General features: G+C 73.5%; 19 protein-coding genes and 1 pseudogene. 6 read left to right on the top strand and 14 right to left on the bottom strand.

Annotated features, from left to right (window positions below; genetic code table 11):
• Positions 1–37: 37 nt before the first annotated feature.
• Positions 38–397, top strand: a complete 360-nt coding sequence (locus ABD332_RS12250; protein WP_344501940.1) for a hypothetical protein — start codon at positions 38–40, stop codon at positions 395–397.
• 101 nt (positions 398–498) lie between these two features.
• Here the strand turns inward: ABD332_RS12250 and ABD332_RS12245 are convergent, their stop codons facing one another.
• From ABD332_RS12245 to ABD332_RS12235, 3 genes are all read right to left on the bottom strand, one after another.
• Positions 499–711: a hypothetical protein gene (locus ABD332_RS12245; protein ID WP_344501939.1), complete on the bottom strand. Its 213-nt coding sequence runs from the start codon at positions 709–711 to the stop codon at positions 499–501.
• Between the two features lie 134 nt (positions 712–845).
• Positions 846–1,100 carry a serine hydrolase family protein gene (locus tag ABD332_RS12240; protein ID WP_344501938.1) on the bottom strand — a complete coding sequence of 85 codons (255 nt, stop codon included), beginning with the start codon at positions 1,098–1,100 and terminating at the stop codon, positions 846–848.
• Positions 1,070–1,252 (bottom strand): hypothetical protein, encoded by a 183-nt coding sequence (locus tag ABD332_RS12235; protein ID WP_344501937.1) that lies wholly within the window; start codon positions 1,250–1,252, stop codon positions 1,070–1,072. Before ABD332_RS12235 ends, ABD332_RS12240 begins: the two co-directional genes overlap by 31 nt.
• A 77-nt stretch (positions 1,253–1,329) precedes the next feature.
• Between ABD332_RS12235 and ABD332_RS12230 the strand changes: the two genes are divergently transcribed.
• Positions 1,330–1,725 carry a hypothetical protein gene (locus ABD332_RS12230; protein WP_344501936.1) on the top strand — a complete coding sequence of 132 codons (396 nt, stop codon included), beginning with the start codon at positions 1,330–1,332 and terminating at the stop codon, positions 1,723–1,725.
• Positions 1,726–1,873: 148 nt separating this feature from the next.
• Entirely contained in the window at positions 1,874–2,656 is a 783-nt protein-coding gene (locus tag ABD332_RS12225; RefSeq protein WP_344501935.1) for an LPXTG cell wall anchor domain-containing protein, read from the top strand.
• Between the two features lie 6 nt (positions 2,657–2,662).
• Here ABD332_RS12225 and ABD332_RS12220 read toward each other — a convergent pair whose 3' ends face one another.
• Positions 2,663–3,883 (bottom strand): hypothetical protein, encoded by a 1,221-nt coding sequence (locus ABD332_RS12220; RefSeq protein WP_344501934.1) that lies wholly within the window; start codon positions 3,881–3,883, stop codon positions 2,663–2,665.
• A gap of 127 nt (positions 3,884–4,010) precedes the next feature.
• Here ABD332_RS12220 and ABD332_RS12215 point away from each other — a divergent pair, with 127 nt between their 5' ends.
• Positions 4,011–4,850: an alpha/beta hydrolase family protein gene (locus ABD332_RS12215; protein WP_344501933.1), complete on the top strand. Its 840-nt coding sequence runs from the start codon at positions 4,011–4,013 to the stop codon at positions 4,848–4,850.
• A 51-nt stretch (positions 4,851–4,901) separates the two neighbouring features.
• Here ABD332_RS12215 and ABD332_RS12210 read toward each other — a convergent pair whose 3' ends face one another.
• The 7 genes from ABD332_RS12210 to ABD332_RS12180 form a co-directional block, all read right to left on the bottom strand.
• Positions 4,902–5,198: a MoaD/ThiS family protein gene (locus ABD332_RS12210; protein ID WP_344501932.1), complete on the bottom strand. Its 297-nt coding sequence runs from the start codon at positions 5,196–5,198 to the stop codon at positions 4,902–4,904.
• Positions 5,195–6,310 (bottom strand): WD40/YVTN/BNR-like repeat-containing protein, encoded by a 1,116-nt coding sequence (locus ABD332_RS12205; protein WP_344501931.1) that lies wholly within the window; start codon positions 6,308–6,310, stop codon positions 5,195–5,197. Before ABD332_RS12205 ends, ABD332_RS12210 begins: the two co-directional genes overlap by 4 nt.
• Positions 6,311–6,383: 73 nt before the next feature.
• Positions 6,384–7,220, bottom strand: a complete 837-nt coding sequence (locus tag ABD332_RS12200; protein WP_344501930.1) for a hypothetical protein — start codon at positions 7,218–7,220, stop codon at positions 6,384–6,386.
• Complete coding sequence (locus tag ABD332_RS12195; protein WP_344501929.1) at positions 7,213–7,713, bottom strand: SigE family RNA polymerase sigma factor; 501 nt, start codon at positions 7,711–7,713, stop codon at positions 7,213–7,215. The genes ABD332_RS12200 and ABD332_RS12195 overlap by 8 nt, the downstream gene beginning before the upstream one ends.
• Before the next feature lie 180 nt (positions 7,714–7,893).
• Positions 7,894–11,097, bottom strand: coding sequence for a helix-turn-helix transcriptional regulator (locus ABD332_RS12190; RefSeq protein WP_344501928.1), 3,204 nt, complete (start codon positions 11,095–11,097; stop codon positions 7,894–7,896).
• 11 nt (positions 11,098–11,108) lie between these two features.
• Positions 11,109–12,608, bottom strand: coding sequence for a long-chain-fatty-acid--CoA ligase (locus ABD332_RS12185; protein WP_344501927.1), 1,500 nt, complete (start codon positions 12,606–12,608; stop codon positions 11,109–11,111).
• A gap of 73 nt (positions 12,609–12,681) precedes the next feature.
• On the bottom strand, positions 12,682–13,854 hold the full coding sequence (locus ABD332_RS12180) for an acyl-CoA dehydrogenase family protein (protein WP_344501926.1): 1,173 nt from the start codon (positions 13,852–13,854) through the stop codon (positions 12,682–12,684).
• Positions 13,855–13,901: 47 nt separating this feature from the next.
• Between ABD332_RS12180 and ABD332_RS12175 the strand changes: the two genes are divergently transcribed.
• The gene (locus ABD332_RS12175; RefSeq protein WP_344501925.1) at positions 13,902–14,669 is read left to right on the top strand and encodes an alpha/beta fold hydrolase; all 768 of its coding nucleotides are present in this window, start codon (positions 13,902–13,904) and stop codon (positions 14,667–14,669) included.
• Here ABD332_RS12175 and ABD332_RS12170 read toward each other — a convergent pair.
• The 3 genes and pseudogenes from ABD332_RS12170 to ABD332_RS12160 all read right to left on the bottom strand — a co-directional run bounded on the left by ABD332_RS12170 (position 14,659) and on the right by ABD332_RS12160 (position 17,383).
• Positions 14,659–15,837 (bottom strand): annotated as a pseudogene (locus tag ABD332_RS12170) (acyl-CoA dehydrogenase family protein). The gene ABD332_RS12175 and the pseudogene ABD332_RS12170 sit on opposite strands and share 11 nt — an antisense overlap.
• A complete protein-coding gene (locus tag ABD332_RS12165; protein WP_425552191.1) occupies positions 15,837–16,613 on the bottom strand; it encodes an SDR family NAD(P)-dependent oxidoreductase in 777 nt (258 codons plus the stop codon). The pseudogene ABD332_RS12170 and the gene ABD332_RS12165 overlap by 1 nt, the downstream one beginning before the upstream one ends.
• A gap of 5 nt (positions 16,614–16,618) precedes the next feature.
• Positions 16,619–17,383 (bottom strand): SDR family oxidoreductase, encoded by a 765-nt coding sequence (locus ABD332_RS12160; protein WP_344501923.1) that lies wholly within the window; start codon positions 17,381–17,383, stop codon positions 16,619–16,621.
• A 234-nt stretch (positions 17,384–17,617) separates the two neighbouring features.
• Between ABD332_RS12160 and ABD332_RS12155 the strand changes: the two genes are divergently transcribed.
• A complete protein-coding gene (locus ABD332_RS12155; RefSeq protein ID WP_344501922.1) occupies positions 17,618–18,559 on the top strand; it encodes a S41 family peptidase in 942 nt (313 codons plus the stop codon).
• The last annotated feature ends 254 nt before the right edge of the window (positions 18,560–18,813 follow it).

The raw sequence follows: 18,813 nt of genomic DNA, 5'->3' as shown, positions 1-18,813 counted from the left end.
GTGCTCCACCCCCCTGAGACGGAAGAAGCGAACAGCCATGCGAGCCACCCGATCGATCGTCGCCGCCACGACCATGCTGCTCCTCGGCGTGGGGCTCGCCGCCTGCTCGTCGCAGTCCGACGACCTGGAGAAGCAGCTGACCAAGGCCGGCTACACGAACGTGTCCGCCGAGGCCGACTACGACACCGTGTACGACAAGAAAAAGAAGAAGAACGTCAAGAAGCTCGACGACTACGAGGCCGACGCGAAGGCCGGCAGCTGCAGCGTCGAGATCGAGCAGGACTCCGGCGACCACGACTACGTCATCGAGACCGTGAACGGCAAGGACGTCAACTTCAGCAACCTCACCGCCAGCGCCCTCATCGCCGAGCTCGCCAAGCAGAACGTCCGGTGCTGACCCGGGCGTTCCGCCCACCGGCGTATGGTCCGCCGCCGCCACACCGTGAGCGGCCGCGGCGGCTCGTCACGTGAGCCGCCGCGGCCGTTGCGCCGGTTCGGTTACTTGCTGCAGTACAGGGAGACCCCTGCGTACTGGGTGCCGCTGGAGTTCCAGTTGGTGAACGTGGTCCAGATGCGGCGCGTCTCGGGTCCGTAGGACAGCACTGTCACGCCGGCGTCGCTGTTGTTGGAGGCGCCGCGCTGGAACGGGTAGGCGTCGGGGCGCACCCGCAGCGAGGAGGCCACGTTGTCGCCCGGGGGCGTCGTGCGCATGTCGGCGAGGTGTTCGTGCCGGCCAAGGCGCCTGTCGTGGTCAGCGTCGCTGCCACGTGCACGTCCTTGTGGGTGTCCACGCCGAGGATCACCTCCGCAGCGCGGGGATCGTGACTGAGGGCGATGTCCTCGGGCTACTGGTCCGGGCGCTGGGAGCGTTCGCCGAGGACGGTCCGGTAAAGGGCCTCGCGGAGGGCGAGCTCACGCGGGTCGTCCCAGAGGTGGAAGCCGGCGCGGTTCATGGCGTACGCGAAGCCCACGCCCGTCTCCGGGTCGGCGAAGCCGAACGACCCGCCGGCGCCCGGGGTGCCGAACGCCCGGTCGCCGGCGGCGCCGAACCGCAGGCGCGGGAACGGTTTCAGGTAGCCGAGCGAGAACGCGGTGTCCACGCGCAGCACCACGTCGCGCACGCCAGGAACGCGATCCGGTCCGGGTCGACGGAGTCCGGCACGCCGACGTGGAACTCGACGCCGAGCGGCGCGGCGATCTCCTCGGCGAAGAACCGGCCGAGCTCGGCCGGAACGTCCACCGTGAACACCATCGCGGGCCTCCTGTGGGCTGACAGTACACCTGTTTCGGCACAATGGGTGCAAGAAGTTTGCGCCTAGGTTGACAGGGGTGGAGCACTTCCCGGGGCTGACGCCGTTCGACACGCTGCGCACCCACGCCGCGGCGCGCGGGCACATCACCACGACCTGGTTCGCGACGGCATCCCCTCCGGCCGAGGTGTCGCTCTGGTACGAACAGCGCCTCCTCGACCACACGGTCCAGGCCCCCGGCGACTGGACCCGGGTCGAGGTCCGTGACGGGCTGCGCCGGCTCCACGGGGTCACCGTGCACCCTCCGGAGGCGCTCCCGGCCGGCCCGCGCCCGACCGCCCCGGTCCCACCGGCCACGCGGACGGTGGTGCGGGTCGACGAGGGCGCGTTCCCCACGACGACGGCATCGGTCCAGCCGGTCGTACACCTCTCGCTGCTGCAACGGATCAAGGCCAGGCTCACCACGCTGCGTTGACCGGCCGCTCGTACTTTCGGTCAGACCTGCCAAGTGGCCGATCCACCCTGCGGGTGTATGCCGCTTGCGTCCGAATGGTGCGTGTTGCCGCACTGGGAGTTTGCTGGGAGATTCCCCAGGTCCGTCGTCGATCACAGAAGAGGACCGCATGAAGCTCCGGGGAATCGCCAGGCTCGCCGCCACGGCTGCCGCCGCCACCGCACTGCTCGTCGGCGGGCTCGCCGCCCCCTCGTCCGCCGCGGCTGGCGACGACCTCGGCGACATCGACTTCCCCGGCGCGGCGCTCGTGTTCGAGGAGCCCGTCTACGCCGCCACCGCGCCGACCAAGGGCTGCGCCGGCATCGACACCGGCAAGGCCGTCGCCGACAAGGACGGCTGGCTGTTCGACAAGCCCGAGGGCCGGTGGACGGACCTGCAGTACATCTTCCTGTTCATCAAGAACGGCGGCCAGACCTTCGACGACATCGTCCCGATCGTGCTCGACGCCGACGGCGTCTACACGTTCGTCGAGAGCGACCCGACCGCGCTGGCCAAGAAGCTGACGACCAAGGCCCTCAACGGCAAGACCGCGAAGGTCGACCTGCCGACCGCACCGGCCCCGGCCGGCGTCTCCGGCTCGCTGGTCGACGGCGGCGGCTGGCTGAAGACCCCCGCCGGCTGGGCCCTCGCCGTCGGCATCGCGCTCACCGACCCGCTGCAGCAGGGCACGTTCAACCTGGTCCGGGCCTGCGCCGCCGCCGCGGAGCCCACCAGCCCGGCCTCCCCGAGCCCGGTCGTCCCCAGCTCCCCGGCCCCCGGCGCCGGCCCGCAGCTGCCGGTCACCGGCACGAACGTCTGGGTCCTCACCGGCGCGGGTGCCGCGCTCGTCGCCACCGGCGCGTTCCTCTTCGTCGCGTACCGCCGCCGCCAGCGGGTCAAGTTCGTCGCGTAACGCCAGTCAGTCCAGGGCCGTCGTGCGGGGTCGACCCCGCACGACGGCCCTGTCCGTCGCGGCGCACACCGCGGTCAGCGCGGTGAGGAAGAGGGCCGCGGCGAGCAGGATCCGCACCTCGGGGTAGGTCGGCGGGGGCAGCAGCGCGGCGCTCGCCGCGACGAGGCCGGCCAGGACCGCCACCGACATCCGCGCCAGCCACCGCCCGGCGCCGGCCCGGTCCACCACGTCGCGCACCGTCACCACGAGGGCCGCGCCGGCGACGACGGACGCGCCGGCGATGGTGAGCCACGGGGTGCCGAGGTCCATGGCGTACCGGATGGGCAGCGCCGGCACGAAGAACAGCGCCGCGAACCAGGCCAGCCCCGCCGAGACGGTCCGGATCCCGGGGCCCGGCTCGCGGGGCGTCCCGGCCCGGCGGGTCAGCCCGCGGGCGAGCGCGAGGACGCCACCCGCCGCGGCCGCGACCGGCAGCAGGCGCGGCAGGTGGCCGAGGTTGTAGAGCAGCGCGGTGTCGTACACCACCAGCACCAGCACACCGAGCGCGGCGGCGGACCCGACCGCGAGGAGCACCTCCACCCCCGACGCCGGCGCCCTGCCGGTGAGTCGCGGCGGCCGGCGGGTGAGCAGCGCCGCCGTCACGACGCAGGAGGCGGCCCGCAGCACGAGGTCGTCCGTCGTGTACGGGTTGCGCAGCCCCCACTCGACGAGCCCGAACACCACGGAGTACGCGACGCAGGCTGCCCACAGCACCGCGGGCGCGGTCAACGCCCTGGCCCGGACGGGGTCCAGCCACCGGCACACGCACAGGTAGGCGAGGATCACGAACGGCAGCTCGAGGAACGCCTGCACGCGCAGCACGCTGAACTCGAGGACCTCCGGCGCGGGGAACGCGTCCGCGACGGCCCGCACCGCCGCACCGCCGGCGAGGTCGAACCAGCCGGGCGGCAGGTGGCGGGCGATGAAGGCCGGGTCGCCGCGGTGGACGCGCAGCACGTACACCGTGAACAGCGCCTGATTGAGATAGATGGCCGCCACCGTGAGCGCCAGCCAGAAGCCCGGGCCACGGCCGCCGCCGGGGCGGGGCCCCGGCTTCCGACCGGCGCGGGGCCCCGGCTTCCGACCGGCGCGGGGCCCCGGCTTCCGACCGGCGCGCAGGACCAGGGGCACGCCGGCGAGGACGGACGCGGCGACGAGCAGGTCGACCCCGGCGCCGACGGTGATCATGTCCGTACGGTAGCCGAACGGAGGTTCACCGGCGAACACCGGTGATTTCGCCGATACGGACGGGGCCGGGAGCTGCACACACTGACACCCATCGAAGTTACGAAGGTGTTTCGAGAGGAGTGCAGCGTTGCGAACCATCCTGCTCAGGCTGGCCGTCGTCCTCACGCTCATGGGTGGTGGGGTCGCGGCGGTCGCCAGTCCGGCGGTCGCTGACGAGATCGGCCAGGCACCCACCGCCGCCAACATCACCGGCAACGGCAGCTTCGCGACCACGTCCGAGAGCATCTCCAGCCTGGTCTCCGGGTTCGGCGGCGGCCGGGTGTACTACCCGACGGCCTCCGGCAAGTACCCGGTGATCGCCGTGTCGCCCGGGTTCACCGCCACCTGGTCGAGCCTCGCGTGGATCGGCCCGCGGCTGTCGTCGTGGGGCTTCGTGGTCGTCGGCATCGAGACGAACAGCATCTACGACCAGCCCGGCAGCCGCGGCAACCAGCTCCTCGCCGCGCTGAACTGGGCCGTCAACTCCTCGTCCTCCGCCGTGCGGGCCCGCGCCGACGGCAGCCGCCGTGGCGTCGCCGGCCACTCGATGGGTGGCGGCGGCACGCTGGAGGCGCTCGCCGCCGACACCAGCGGGCTGGTCAAGGCCGGGGTGCCGCTCGCGCCCTGGAACAGCGACAAGACGTGGAACAACGTCAGCGAGCCGGTCCTGATCGTGGGCGGCCAGTCCGACACCATCGCGCCGGTCTCCAGCCACTCGCTGCCGTTCTACTCGACCCTGGCCGGGCCGAAGACGTACGTCGAGCTGACGGGGGCGAGTCACTTCTTCCCACAGTCGACGAACGCGACGACGTCCCGCGCGCTGGTCTCCTGGTTCAAGCGCTGGCTCAACCAGGACTCCCGGTTCACGCCGTACACCTGCGGCTTCTCCGGGCTGGCGGTGTCGGACTTCCGCAGCAACGCCTGCTGAAATCCGGCACGACAGGAGCCCTCGCCGGTGCCGGCGGGGGCTCCCGTCTGCTCAACCGCCGGCCATCGCGCCGATGATGAGCAGCGGTTCGCTGCCGCTGGCGACCCGGTCCGGCAGCGGCGCGTCCGGGGACTCGTTGGAGAGGTCCTCCTCGCAGCCGTACAGGCGGACGAACGCGCGACGCCGGCCGCTGGCCCGGTCCCGGATGGTGCCGCGCAGCACCGGGAAACGCTCCTCCAGGGCGTCCAGGACGAGGCGCTGGGTGACCGGCCCGTCGAGGTCGAAGCGCACCTCGCCGTCGACCTTCGCCAGCTGCCGCAGGTGCGCGGGGAGCACAACGCGGATCATGGCAGCGTCTGCACCTCCACCGACAGCACCGCCGGAAGGTCCCGCACGATCGCCGACCAGCTGTCACCGCCGTCCGGCGACACGTACACCTGCCCGCCGGTCGTGCCGAAGTAGATGCCGCCGTCGTCGAGGGTGTCCACGGCCATCGCGTCGCGGAGCACGTTGACGTAGCAGTGCTCCTGCGGCAGGCCCTTACCGAGCGGCTGCCACTCGTCGCCGCCGGTGCGGCTGCGGTACACCCGGAGCCTGCCGTCGGGCACGTAGTGCTCCGAGTCGCTGGTGATCGGCACGACGTAGACCGTCTCGGGCTCGTGCGCGTGCACCGCGATCGGGAAGCCGAAGTCCGTCGGCAGGTCGCCGCTGATCTCGCGCCACTGCCCGCCGGCGTCGTCGGTGCGCAGCACGTCCCAGTGCTTCTGCATGAACAGCACGTCGGGGCGGGACGGGTGCATCGCCAGCCGGTGGACGCAGTGCCCCACCTCGGCGTCCGGGTCGGGGATCTGCCCCGACACGAGACCGCGGTTGATCGGCTGCCATGTCGCGCCGGCGTCGTCGGAGCGGAACGCCCCGGCCGCCGAGATCGCCACGAAGATCCGGTCCCGGTTGACCGGGTCGAGGATGATCGTGTGCAGGCACATGCCGCCGGCGCCGGGCTGCCAGCGCGGGCCGGACTCGTGCGTGCGCAGGCCCGTCAGCTCCTGCCACTGGTGCCCGCCGTCGGTCGAGCGGAAGAGGGCGGCGTCCTCGGCGCCGGCGTAGACCGTGTCGGGGTCGTCCCGGGACGGCTCCAGGTGCCAGATCCGCTTGAACTCCCACGGGCGCGGGGTGCCGTCGTACCAGAGATGATCGCCGACCTTGCCCTCGTAGGTGAAGTCGTTGCCGACCGGCTCCCAGGTGGCGCCGCCGTCGTCGGAGCGCTGGATCAGCTGGCCGAACCAGCCGCCTGACTGCGACGCCCACAGCCGGTCGGGGTCCGCGGGTGAACCGTTGACGTGGTAGACCTCCCAGCCGCCGAAGTGCGGCCCGTCGATCCTCCAGTCGCGTCGCGCGCCGTCCGCGGTCAGGACGAACGCACCTTTGCGTGTTCCCACCAGCACTCTGACACCGGTCATGGTTCGCATCCTGCCACCAACGACGGCTCCCGCAAGCGGGGTTCACCCACTTGCGGGAGCCGTATCGCGAGGGTCAGCAGACCGGGGTGCCGTTGCACATCCGGCTGGCCGCCTTCCGGGCCAGCGCCGTGCCCTGGTCGGCGAGGGACGGGCCGCCGAAGGTGAACTGGGTGACCAGGTCGCCCTGCCGGACGACGATGAGATCGCCGACCCAGCCGTCGCCGAAGTTGTACTCGATCCGCAGCGAGTCCTGCCCGGCGAAGCGTTGCGCCTTGATCCTGATCCCCTTGCCGTTGCCGGGCTGGCACGCCGCGATCTTCGCCCGCAGGTCGTCGAAGTACTGGGCGGCGGTGCCGGGCTTGTGCCGGGCCACGTACTGGCCGACGCTCTCCGCGCTCTGCCCGGTGCCCTTGTGCACACTGCGGTCGCGCCGTTCGATCTGCCCCGGCACCCGGCTGCCGCTGCAGCCGATCGCCGAGAACACGAACTCGGTCGTCCAGTCGCCGGAGCCCAGGTCGGTCTCGGGCGCCACCTTGAAACCGGTGCCGAGGTCGGACGGCTGCAGGAACAGGCTGTCGATCAGCGCCGTCGGCTCGACGGCAGGCTGCGACGACGCGCTCGTCGAGGACGCGCCGGTCGACGGGGCGGCCGGCGTCGTCGGTGCCGGCTGCGACGGCGTCGCCGACGGTGCGGCAGTGGGCGAGATGCCGGGCTGGACGTGCTTCTCCGGGCCGCGGCCGGCGAGCGCCACGCCGCCGACGACCATCACCACCGCGACCGTCGCGGCCGCGAGGGCCGCGGCCCGGGTCCGGCGGGTCCGGGCGCGGGCCCGGTCACGCACGACGCCGCTCGGCGCCCACGGGACGGCTTCGGTGTCGTCGAACAGTGTCTGGAACAGCGGGTCAGGCATTGGTGTAGTCCCCCGTCAGATCCGTGCCGAGCAGCCCGGCGAGCGCCTTGCGACCCCGGACGAGCCGCGTCTTGATCGTGTTGGCGGGCACGCCCGTGTGGGCGGACACGTCCGCGACCGTCAGGTCCAGCAGGTGGTGCAGGACGATCGCCTCGCGGTCCGCCGCCGGCAGCTGCCGCAGCGCCCGCACGAGCGCGACGGTGTTCTCGCTCGGCGGCTCCGCCGGTGCGTCGGTGCCGTGGCGCCGGTGGGCGGTGATCGCGTTGCGGGCCTTGCGCCAGCGGCTCACGCACAGCCGGTACCCGACGGTGCGGACCCACGCCTCCGGGTCGTCGTAGCCGCGGATGGTGCTCCACCGCTGCCACGCCCGGACGTACGCCTCCTGCGCCGCGTCCTGTGCTTCGACGCGGTCGCCGGTCATGGCGTACAGAAATGTCATGACCCGTTGCCGGGTCCCCCGATAGAACTCTTCGAAGCCGTCTTCCTCGGCCAACCCCGTGTCCCCTTCCGGCATCCACTTGAAGGCAACACCCGCCGGAGACCGGCACGGTTGACCCCCGCGCCGTCAAATTTGAGCAAACGCAAACCCGGGCACGCACGTCGATGTGCGTACCCGGGCTGTCAGCCCATCCTGGCGCCCGCGGCACGGCCGGACATCGGCGAAATCACCGGCCTACGAGACGACCTTGGCGAGCTCGGTGCGGGAGCGGACGCCGAGCCGGGTGAAGATGTTGCGCAGGTGGTGGTCGACGGTGCGCGGGCTCAGGAACAGCACCTCGGCGACCTCGCGGTTGGTGGCGCCGCCCGCGACCAGCTCCGCGATGCGGGCCTGCTGCGCGGTGAGCGCCGCCCTGGTGTCCTCCGGCGCCGCCGCGGCCACGTGGTCGCCGGCGGCCCGCAGCTCGGCGGCGGTGCGCTGGGCCCACGGCACCGCGCCGAACTGCTCGAACGTCGCCAGGGCGCGGCGCAGGTGCTCGCGGGCCGCGGCCGGGTGGCGGCGCCGGCGCAGCTCCTCGCCGTAGAGCAGCTCGGTGCGGGCCCGGGCGAACGGCGAGTCCCCCGCCAGGTGCAGCCGGATCGCCTCGCGGAAGCGGTCGTCGGCCTCGTCGTCGGTGTCGGCGAGCAGGGCGTGGCAGCGGGCCGAGAGGGCGAGCCAGGTGGGGTTCGCGGTGCTGGAGGCCCAGACGTCGTACGCGCGCAGGATCTCCCGCGCGGGGGCCCGGTCGCCGCAGCGGGCGACCGCCTCGATCAGTGTCGGCGTCGCGGGGATCTGCACGCCGAGGTGCCCGCGGCCGCCCGCGGTGCGCATGACGCCCCAGAGCCGGCCGGCGGCGTCGGCGTACCGGCCCTCCGCGACGTCGAGCAGCGCCGCGGCCCACACGCACATCGCCCGGGCCTGGCTGTCGACGTCGACACCCGCCCTGGCCCGGCACCTGCGCGCCCACGCCTGGCTGGCCGGCCCGTCGCCGAGCATGCCGAGCACGACGGCGAGCATGCCGCGGCAGTTGTCGGCGACCGTGTCCTGCCCGGTGGCGGCGGCGAGCCGCTGCCCCTCGGTCGCGGTCGCCACGGCGAGGTCCAGGTCGCCGAGCGCGAACGCGGCCGTCGCGGCGAGGTCGAGCGCGTGCGGCACGGTGACCCGGTCGCCGGCCCCGCCTGCGAGCCGGGCGGCGCGGACCGCGAGCCGGTACGCCTGCTGGTCCTCGCCAATCAGGATCCCGGCGTCGGCCGCGCGGACCAGCGTCGGCGGGTCGTCGACCGCGGCGGCCAGGTGCAGGACCCGCCGCATCGGCTCACCGGCCCGCGCCGGCTCACCGGCGAAGATCGCGGCGAGCCCGGTGAGATGTTCGAAGAGCAGCACGGCGCCGGCCGGGTCGCCGGGCCTCCTCAGCCGCAGCGCCCGCTCGGCGAGCGCGCCGAACTGGTCGTGCCGCCCGGTGGCGAGCAGCGCCTCCCCGGCCAGCATGAGCGCCCCGAGGCTGCGCTGCCGGTCGCGCGCGATGAGCCGCCCCGCCGCGGCGATGAGGGTGTGCTGCTCCCCGCCGCTCGCCCCGGTGCGCAGGTCGATCTCGCCGAGCAGCAGCTCCCGCTCCGCGTGCAGGTGCTCCGGCACCCCCGGCCCGAACACCGACCGCAGCAGCATCCTCGCCTGGTGCGGCTCCCCGCCCCGCCACGCGAGCCTGGCCGCCGCCAGGGTCCGCTCGGCCGCCAGCACCGCCCCGCTGGTGAGCACCGCCGCATGCCGCAGCGCCGTGGCCGCGAGCGCCGGCGGGACTCCTTCAGCGGCAGCGGCGAGTGTACCGGCCAGCCCATCGTCAAACCCGTCGGCGACAGCGGCCCGGTGCAACGCGGCAGTCAGAACGCCGAGCGCCGCAGCGGCCGTGGAATCGGCCGGCGCCGCAACAGACGCGGAAGCGGACGGCATCACGGCGGATGGCGGCGCGGCCGAACCAGCGGCCGTTGGCGGCGCAGCTGACGTGGAAGCGAGTGGCGACGCGGTGGATGTGCGGACCGGCGTCACGGCAGCCGCGGTGGCGGGCGGGGCCGCTTCGGATGTGGAAGCGGTGGGCGTGGCGACGGGTGACGGCGCTGGCGGAGTGGCGACCGGTGACGGCGCGGTGAGTGTTGGAGCGGGTGGCGGCCCGCTGCAGGTTGGGGCGGGTGGCGGCCCGCTGCAGGTTGGGGCGGGTGGCGGGGCGAGGGTCAGGGCGGCGAGGCGGTGGTGGGCGGTGTGGCGGTCGGTGAGGGTGGCCTCGGCGTAGAGGACCTGGGCGAACAGGGGCGGCGCGAAGCGGATGAGGTCGGCGTCGATGTGGATGAGCTCGGCGTCTTCGGCAGGGGTGAGGTCGGCGGGGTGGTGGCCGGCGGCGAGCAGCGGGGCAACGGGGCAGGTGGGTGCGCCGGCGGTGGGGTCCTGAGGGCCGGTGAGGGCCGCGGTGGCGGCCAGCAGCAGGGCGCGGCGGGTCGGCGCGGGCAGGGTGCGGAGCACGGCGCGGTACTCACGGCGCAGCGGGCTGTCCCGGGGCAGCGTGGCGGGCGGGGTGGCCTGCCCGCGGCGCTGCTCGGCGGTGAGGGCGGCGGCCAGCTCGGCGAGGGCGCGGGGGTTGCCGGACGCCATCCCGGCCAGGACGCCCGCCACGTCGCCGGCGAGGTCGGGCAGGGCGGCGGTGAGCAGGTCGCGGCTGTCGCGCAGGTCCAGGGGCGCCGGCCGCCGGACCGGCAGGCCGGCGAGGGACGCCTCGGCGCCCGGGCACGCGGGGGTGTCGCGCAGCGCGAACAGGAACGCGATCCGGTCCCCGCCCGCCCGCCGGGCCGCCACCGCCAGGGCGTCCAGCGACGGCTTGTCCAGCCACTGAGCGTCGTCGATCCGGCACAGCACGGGTCCGCGCGCCTTCGCCGCCAGGGCCCGCAGCGCGGCCAGGGTCGCCATCCCCGCGGCAAGCTGGTCCGGCACCGCGCCGCCCTGCCGGCCCGCATCCCCGCGCCCCAAACCCGGCGCCGAGCCCAGCCTCGAAGCCGAAGCCGAAGCCAGCGCCAAACCCGAAGCGGAAGCCGGTCGGCAGCCATCGCGCGACGCCGGATGCGGCGGGCGCCCGTCGAGCGGTGGCCGGTGGGACGGCGGGCAGCCGGCGAGCAGGCGGTGCAGGCCGGCGTACGGCAGCGCCGCCTCCGCCGGGCAGCCCGTCACCGCCAGCGCGACGGCGGCATCGTCAGGGGCGTCCGCGAGCAGGGCGGTCCTGCCGATGCCGGCCGGGCCGGCGACGACGAGGGCGCCGCCGTGCCCAGCGGCCGCGGCGGTCAGCAGGGCGGCGACGGCGGCACGGTCGGCGTCCCGGCCTCGCAACGAAACTTTCTGCACGGTCGATGCACTAACCATGTCAGCCAGTGTTACGCCTCGGTAACACCAATGGAAGAGGCAACGACGGCCTTGCGCAGTTCCCGTTTCAGGACCTTGTGGCTCGGGCCGAGCGGCAGTGACTCCACGAACCTGACCTGGCGCGGGTACTTGTGCCGGCCGAGACGCTCCTTCGACCAGGCGATGAGCTCGTCCCCCGACGGCGCGGGAGACCCCGGCACGACCACCGCGCAGATCTCCTCACCGTGCACCGGGTCGGGCACGCCGATCACCGCCACCTGCGCGACCCCGGGATGGCGGGCCAGGACCTCCTCGACCTCCCGCGGGTACACGTTGAACCCGCCCCGGATCACGAGGTCCTTCTTCCGGTCGACGATCGTGACGAACCCGTCCTCGTCGACCGTGCCCAGGTCGCCGGTGCGGAACCAGCCGTCCACGACCGCCAGGGCGGTGTCCCCGGGCCGGTCGAGGTAGCCGGAGAAGACGTTGTGCCCGCGCACGACGAGCTCGCCGAGCGCGCCGGGCGGCAGCAGCTCGATCCGCTCGTCGACGGCGGCGTCGGCGACCTGGACCTCCACGCCCCAGACCGCGTGGCCGACGGTGCCGGCCCGCGTGCCGAAGTGCGGCTGGTTGGTGGTGGCGGTCGGTGAGGTCTCCGACAGCCCGTACCCCTCGAAGATCGACGTCGCGAAGGCCTCGTTGAACCGCTCCAGCACCGCGACCGGCAGCGACGCGCCGCCGGAGACGCACAGCCGCAGCCGTGGCAGGTCGGTGCGTCCCGCGGCGGCGTCGAGCAGCGCCAGGTACATGGTCGGCACGCCGTGGAACACGTCCACACCCTCGGCCACCATGAGGTCGAGGGCCGCCGGGCCCGTGAAGCGGGCCAGCATGACGAGGGTGGCGCCGAGGCGGAAGGTGCCGTTCATGCCGACGGTCTGCCCGAACGTGTGGAACAGCGGCAGGCACCCGAGCACCACGTCGGAGGGGCGGGCGTCGTTGGCGTCGAAGACGTTGACGGTCGCGTTCATGACGAGGTTCAGGTGGGACAGCACGGCGCCCTTCGGCTGTCCCGTGGTGCCGCTGGTGTACAGCACGACCGCCGGGTCCGACGGGTCCCGCGACGCGTAGGAGCGCAGCGGCTCGGCGTCCAGGAGCGACGAGGGCGCCACGACCGGGATGTCGAAGTCCCCGGCGGCGACGGCCGGGTGCGCGATGAGCAGCCGCGCGCCGCTGTCCCGCAGCGTGTACGCCACCTCCGCCGGCGTCAGCAGCAGGTGCACCGGCACGACGACGGCGCCGAGGGCGAGGATGCCGTAGTACGCCCGCGGGAAGTCCACCGTGTTCGGGCACTGCAGCGCGACCCGGTCGCCGGGCCGCACCCCGAGGTCCCGCAGGGCGCCCGCGACGGTCAGCGCCTCGCGCCACAGCTGCGCGTACGTGACCCGGAGGTCCCCGTCCACGACGGCCGTGCGCCGCGGGTACCGGCGAGACGACTCGGCAAGGATCGCCGCGACCGACAGCGTCGCGGTCATTCCGCCGCCTCCGGCGTCGGCCTGACCCAACACTGCATCCATGATGAGCGGCCCGAGCCGCTTCGCTGGCTGCTCATGCGAGATGCCCGCCGATCTGGGTGTAGCCGCGCAGCAGGTCCCGCGCGATGATCATGCGCTGCATCTCGTCGGTGCCCTCGAAGATGCGCAGGAGCCGCACGGAGCGGTACCAGCGCTCGATCGGCAGTTCGCGGGTGTACCCCATGCCGCCGTGGATCTGCATGACCCGGTCGACGACGTTGTTGACCATGTTCGCGCCGTACAGCTTGGCCATCGACGACGTGTGGCGCGGGTCGATCCCCTGGTCGACGGTCCACGCGGCGCGGAGCACGAGCCAGCGGGCCGCCTCCAGCTCGACCTCCGAGTCCGCGATCATCCACTGGATCGCCTGGTTCTGCCCGATCGGCCGGCCGAAGGTGTGGCGGGTGTTGGCGTGCTCGATCGCCATGCGCAGCGCGCGTTCGGCGATGCCGAGGGCGTGCGAGGGGATGATGTAGCGGCCCTTGCCGATCCAGCGCATCGCGAGGTCGAAGCCCTGCCCGATCTCGCCGAGCACGTTGCGGCCGGGCACGCGGACGTCGTCGAAGACCAGCGACGCCGGCCCGCCCTCGCCCATCGTCTGGATGAACCCGGAGCGCCAGCCCATCGCCCGGTCGACGAGGAACGCGGTCGCGCCGCCCTTGCGGACGTCCTTGTCGCGGTCGGTGACGGCGATGACGATCGTGAAGTCGGCGTCGTTGCCGTTGGTGATGAACGTCTTCTCGCCGTTGAGCACCCAGTCGTCGCCGTCGCGGCGGGCGGTGAACCTGATGTTCGCCGCGTCGGAGCCCGCGCCGGGCTCGGTGATCGCGAAGCAGGAGATCCGCTCGCCCTCGATGGTCGGCACGAGGTACTCGCGGCGCTGCTCGTCGTTGGCGAAGTACAGGATGTTGTCGGCCTCGCCGCCGAAGCGGAACGGCACGAACGACCGGCCGACCTCGGTCCAGACGAGCGACTGCAGCACCGCCGGCAGGTCCATCCCGCCGTGCTCCTGTGGCGTCGACAGCCCCCAGAACCCGAACTGCTTCGCCTTGAGCTGCAGCTCGCGCAGCTCGCTGCGGTCCAGGCCGGTCCGGTGCTCGCGCTCGCGGCGCAGCACCTCCTGCTCGAGGGGCTCGACCTCCTTGTGGATGAAGGTCCGGGCGGTGTCCCGGACCGCCTTCTCCTCGTCGCTGAGCGAGAAATCCATCGCTTTCCTCTCCTATTTGCACTTCGAGTGCACTAATCTTCGCCGACATGGAGCGGTTCACTTCGTTTGACGGCACCGGCATCGCCTACCAGGTGTGGGGCGAGCCTTCCGAGGCGCCACCCGTGGTGCTGCACCACGGTTTCGTGGTCGACGCCACCACCAACTTCGCCGTCCCCGGCGTCGTCGGCGCGCTGGTCGCGGCCGGCCGGCGGGTCGTCGCACCCGACGCGCGCGGGCACGGCGCCTCCGACAAGCCGCACGACCCGGCCCGGTACGGCGAGCCCGCCATGGCCCGCGACCTCGGCTGCCTGCTCGACACCCTCGGCCTCGGCACGGTGGACCTGGTCGGGTACTCGATGGGCGCGGTCGTGTCGGCCATCTTCGCCGCCGGCAACGGCCCGCGGGTGCGGCGGCTGGTGCTGTCCGGGGTCGGCGCGGGGGTCGTCGAGCTCGGTGGCCTCGACACCCGGGTCATGCCGCCGGCCGAGGTCGCCGCGGTGCTGCTCACGTCGTCGCCGGCGGCGGTCGAGGCGTCCCCGGCCGCCGCGTTCCGCATGCTCGCCGACGCCGTCGGCGCGGACCGGGCCGCCCTCGCCGCGCAGGTCCACGCCGCGCACCGCACGCCGATCGCGCTCGACCGGATCACCGCGCCGACGCTCGTCCTGGTCGGGCAGGACGACGTCCTCGCCGCGCGCCCCGAGGTGCTCGCCGCCGCGATCCCGGACGCGCGCTGGAAGGCGGTGAGCGGCGACCACATGACCGCGCTGCGGTCCCCCGCGTACGCGCCGGCCCTCGTCGACTTCCTCAAGAGCTGACCCACCGGCGCAGCTCGCGGCGGGCGAGCGAGCGCCGGTGCACCTCGTCGGGCCCGTCGGCGATGCGGATCGTGCGGGCCTTCGCCCACAGCCCGGCCAGCGGCGTGTCCTGGCTGACGCCGGCCGCGCCGTGCGCCTGGACCGCCTTGTCCACGATCCATTCCACAGTGGACGGCACCGCGATCTTGATGGCCTGGATCTCGGTGTGGGCGCCCTGGTTGCCGACGCGGTCCATCAGCCACGCGGTCTTGAGCACCAGCAGCCGGGCCTGCTCGATGCGGACCCGCGACTCCGCGATCCAGTCCCGCACGACGCCCTGCTCCGCGAGGGGCCGGCCGAACGCGACCCGGGCCGTGACCCGCCGGCACATGAGCTCCAGGGCGCGTTCGGCCATGCCGATGAGCCGCATGCAGTGGTGGATGCGGCCCGGGCCGAGGCGCGCCTGGGCGATCGCGAAGCCGTCGCCCTCGCCGCCGATCAGATGGCCGGCCGGGACCCGTACACCGGCGAAATCGATCTCGGCGTGACCGCCGTGGTCGCCGTCGTCGTAGCCGAAGGTGCGCAGGCCGCGGCGGATGACGACGCCGGGGGTGTCGCGCGGCACCAGGATCATGCTCTGCTGCCGGTGCCGGTCGGCCGCCGGATCCGACTTGCCCATCACGATCAGCAGCTCGCAGTGCGGGCTCATCGCGCCGGTGGCGAACCATTTCCGGCCGTTGATGACGTACGAGTCGCCGTCGCACTAGATGCGGGTGGCGATGTTCGTGGCGTCCGAGGAGGCGACGTCGGGCTCCGTCATGCAGAACGCGGACCGGATCCGGGCGTCCAGCAACGGTTTCAGCCACCGGTCGCGCTGCTCCCCGGTGCCGAACCCGGCGAGGAGCTCCATGTTGCCCGTGTCGGGGGCGGCGCAGTTGAGGGCGGCGGGGGCCAGCGACGGGCTGCGACCCATGATCTCGGCGAGGGGCGCGTACTGCAGGTTCGTCAGCCCGGGGCCGTGCTCGCCGGTCAGGAACAGGTTCCACAGCCCGCGCCGGCGGGCCTCCAGCCGCAGCTCGTCGAGGGCCTCCGCGTGCGGGCGCGCCTCCGCCGGGTACACGTGCTCGTCCATGAACGCCAGGAGCCGCTCGCGGTAGCCCTGCGTCACGGCGTCGAATTCGAAGTCCATCACAGCCTGCCCTGGTCGATCTTCTGCTGGAGCCGGTTCATGCCGTTGAGCCACCGGTCGGGGTCCTCGGCGCGGCGGGCGTAGTACGTAGCCACCTCGGGGTGCGGCAGGATCAGGAACTCCTCGCCCGCGAGCCCCTCGACGACCCGGTCCGCGACCTGCTCCGGGGTGAGCGCCGACCGGTCCAGCAGGCCGCGGCTGGGGCCCTCGCCGCGGGCCAGCATCGGCGTCTTCACCCCTTGCGGGCACAGTGCCTGCACGACGATGCCGCGGTGGGCGTACGTGACGCGCAGCCACTCCGCGTAGGCGAACGCGGCGTGCTTGGTGACCGCGTACGGCGCCTTGCCGAGCAGCGTCAGCATGCCCGCCGCGGACACGGTGGCGAGGAGCCGGCCGCGGCCCTTGGCGAGCCAGCGGGGCAGCAGCGCCCGGGAGGCGTACACGTGCGCCATCACGTTCACCTGCCAGGCCTGCTGCCAGGCGGCGTCGGGGGCGGTCGCGTCGCCGCCGGGAGCGACGCCGGCGTTGGCGCAGAACAGGTCGAGGGCGCCGAGCTTGTCCCAGGCGAAGTCGACGAGCCGGTCGACCTCGTCGGGGTCGGCGACGTCGCCGGAGAACGCGAGGCCGTCGATCTCGTACGCGACGCGGCGGGCGGCGGCGGCGTCGAGGTCGTTGACGACGATCTGCGCACCGAGGCCGGCGAGCCGGCGGGCGAGGGCGGCGCCGATCCCGGACCCTCCCCCGGTGATGACGACCGCGGCACCGTTGAGCTGCAGCCCGCTCATCCGGCCCGCCTCGCCAGGGTGACGCCGCCGTCGACGACGAGGGTCTGGCCGGTGACCCAGCCCGCCTCGTCGGAGGCCAGGTACGCCACGGCACCCGCCACGTCGTCCGGCACACCGAGCCTGCGCATCGGGTACAGCGCGGCGACGTCCTCCTCGCGCCCCTCGTACAGCGCGGCGGCGAAGCGCGTCTTCACCACCGCCGGCGCGACCGCGTTGACCCGCACCGCCGGCGCCAGCTCGGCGGCCAGGCACGATGTCAGGTGGTTGAGCGCCGCCTTGGTGACGCCGTAGAACGCGATCCCGGCCGGCGGGTGGATCGCCGACACCGACGACACGTTCACGACCGCCCCGCCCCGCGGCGGCGGCTTGCGGAACACCTCCTGCACCCAGCCGAGCGCGCTGACCACGTTGACCTCGAAGATCTTGCGGGCGGCGTCGAGGTCGAGCTCCAGCAGCGACCCGTAGACGGGGTTGATCCCGGTGTTGTTGACGAGGATGTCCGGCGGCCCGAACAGGTCCGCGGCGCGCCGGACCGTCTCGGCGCGGTGCTCCGGGTCGTCGGCGCGGCCCGCCACGGCGACCGCGTTGACCGGCCCGCCGAGCGCGCCGACCGCCTCCTCCAGGGCGTCCGGCTTGCGGGCGGTGATGCAGACCTTGGCGCCTTCCTCCACGAACCGCCGGGCGATGCCAAAGCCGATGCCCCGGCTCGCACCGGTGACGACGGCGACCCGTCCCGCCAGCCGCCCCACATGTTCGCTCATGCCCCTCCTTCGATCCCAGCGGAGTATATGCACTTGGAGTGTATGTTTTTCGGGACGGCCGTCAACCGTCGAGCGGCTATGCTGCTGCTCTCCGATGCACGACGAAGGGGGTGACGCCATGGAGCGCGCCTGCCACCGCCCGGGCGTCACCGTCCGCCGCTGAGCCCTGCTCGCGGCACCACGCACGCCCGGGTCTGCGACCACCTGTGACCTGAAGTGCGAAGGGATCCACCCATGCAACTGCTCACCGACGTGCTCGACCTCGTCCGGCAGCACTACATCTTCCCGTCCGTCGCCGCGGAGGTCGTCACCGCGATCGAGGCCCGCGCCGCGGCCGGCGAGTTCGACGACCTCGGCGACGACGACCTCGCCGCCCGGGTGACCGAGTGCTTCCACGCGGTCAGCGGCGACAAGCACCTGCGGCTGCTCGTCCGCTCACCCGACCACCGCGCCGCCGTCACGCCGGAGGAGGCCGAGGCCGCCTGGCTGGAGGCGCAGCGGCTCGCCGCACACCACATCGCCGCCGTGCAGCGGCTCGACGGCAACGTCGGCTACATCGACCTGCGCGGCGTCGCGTCACCGGGCACCGCCGGCGCCGCGATCACCGCCGCGATGGAGCTCGTCGCCCACACCGGCGCCCTCGTCTTCGACCTGCGCCGCAACAAGGGCGGCGACCCCGAAGGCGTCCAGCTGTGGCTCAGCTACCTGTTCCCCGACTCCGACACGCACCTCAACGACATCTACGACGGCGGCACGGCCCGCACCCGCCAGTTCTGGACCCTCGCGTACGTGCCGGGCAGCCGCTACCTCGACCGCCCCGTCTACGTGCTGACCAGCGCCTTCACCTTCTCCGGCGGGGAGGAGTTCGCCTACAACCTGAAGGCCCTGGGCCGGGCCACGCTCATCGGCGAGGTGACCCGGGGCGGCGCGCACCCGACCGAGCGCTTCCCCGTCTCGCCGACGCTGGAGGTCGCGGTGCCCAACGCCCGCTCGGTCAACCCGGTCACCGGCACCAACTGGGAAGGCACCGGCGTCGTCCCCGACATCGCCGTCGCGGCCGGCGACGCGCTCACCGTCGCGCACCGCAAGGCCCTCGAGCACATCCTGACCACCTCGACATCGCACGCCGTGCTCACCGAGGCACGGGAAGCGCTCGTTTTCTCATCCAACTCTTAAGGTCGCGGACCGGCGCTCTTAGGTGCGGGGCCGATGCTGGCAGCGTCGGCCCCACACCGCCCCGCACCGGAGGACCACTGATGAGCGACACGAAACCACTCCCGGACGACCCGGACCGGCCCGCCGCCGACCCGACCCGGGACGCCCCGACGGTGAGCACCCCCGCCCACAGCGACCCGGCCGCCGCGCCCCTGGCCGCTCCTGCCGCCGTCGCGCCCGCTGCCACCCCGGCCGCTGCTGCCCCGGCCGCCGCC

It is taken from the genome of Dactylosporangium maewongense (assembly GCF_039531485.1).
Lineage (GTDB): Bacteria > Actinomycetota > Actinomycetes > Mycobacteriales > Micromonosporaceae > Dactylosporangium > Dactylosporangium maewongense.
The sequence above is the reverse complement of the archived record's forward strand: the minus strand, read 5'-3'. Positions and strand labels throughout refer to the sequence as shown.